Raw genomic sequence first — 1,327 nt, 5'->3', positions numbered from 1 at the left:
GGTCCTTGTCCCACTGCTCAGGGCTGAGCCCCTCCAGGGCGCTGATGCCCGCCTCCAGCACGTCGCCTGCCGAGGCCTTGAGCTTGGACAGTGCCTTGTCATCAACGACGAGATCGTCGTCGGACACGAAGAGGAAGCCGAGCATGTCGCGGCTCTCGCGCAGCAGCTGGATCCGCGTCTGGATGAGAGGGGCAGCCTCATTGAGGATCTCCTGCTCCCGAGCAGTGAGCTTGTCGAAGGCCTCCGCCGAGACCAGTGGCACCTGAGCGGTCTCACCGGTCGGGTCGGGGTAGGCATCGGCGAGGTAGGGCACCAGCCGGTCCCGGAAGTCGGCCTCCCCCAGCGCACGCACCTGCTCGGCATTGATGGCCTCGCACTTCTTGGGGTCGAAGCGGGCCGGGTTGGGGTTGACGTCGTGGACGTCGAAGGCCTCGATCATCTCGGCGGCGGAGAAGACGTCGCGGTCCGCGCTCAGTGACCACCCCAGGAGGGCCAGGTAGTTGAGGAGCCCCTCGGGGATCATGCCGCGGTAGCGGTGGATGAGGAGGTTGGACTGCGGGTCTCGCTTGGACAGCTTCCGATTACCCTCCCCCATGACGTAGGGCAGGTGACCGAACTCGGGAACGACCTGAGCCCGACCGATGTCCATGAGGGCCCGGTAGAGGACCACCTGCCGCGGAGTGGAGGACAGCAGGTCCTCACCGCGCAGAACATGGGTGATGCCCATCGCGGCGTCGTCAACGGGGTTGACCAGGGTGTAGAGGGGCTCACCGCCTGCGCGCACGACGACGTAGTCCGGCACGCTACCGGCCTTGAAGGTGATCGGGCCGCGGACCAGGTCGGTGAAGGTGATGTCCTCCTCCGGCATCCGCATCCGCAGGACGGGCAGGCGCCCTTCGGCGCGGAAGGCGTCCTTCTGCTCCTGGGTCAGATCGCGGTCGAAGCCGTCGTAGCCGAGCTTGGGGTCCTCGCCACGCTCACGGTGACGGGCCTCGATCTCCTCGGGGGTGGAGAAGGACTCGTACAGGTAGCCCGCGGCCAGCAGCTCGGCGGCCACCTCCTTGTACAGGTCCATGCGCTGGGACTGGCGGTAGGGCTCATGAGGGCCGCCCTTACCCACGCCCTCGTCCCAGTCCAGGCCCAACCACGTCAGGGAGTCCAGGATGGCATCGAAGGACTCCTCGGAGTCACGGGCGGCGTCGGTATCCTCGATCCGGAAGACGAAGGTGCCACCGGTATGGCGGGCGTAGGCCCAGTTGAACAGGCAGGTGCGCACCATGCCCACATGAGGGGTTCCCGTAGGTGAAGGGCAGAAACGCACGCGCAC

1 protein-coding gene is annotated in these 1,327 nt (G+C 66.8%); it reads right to left on the bottom strand.

The genetic code is table 11. The features are described from left to right. Positions 1–1,327, bottom strand: a 1,327-nt coding sequence (gltX, locus tag BKH32_RS12635; protein ID WP_256691927.1) for a glutamate--tRNA ligase, incomplete at both ends; no start/stop codon positions are given.

This window comes from Actinomyces oris (genome assembly GCF_001929375.1).
GTDB lineage: Bacteria > Actinomycetota > Actinomycetes > Actinomycetales > Actinomycetaceae > Actinomyces > Actinomyces oris_B.
The sequence above is the reverse complement of the archived record's forward strand: the minus strand, read 5'-3'. Positions and strand labels throughout refer to the sequence as shown.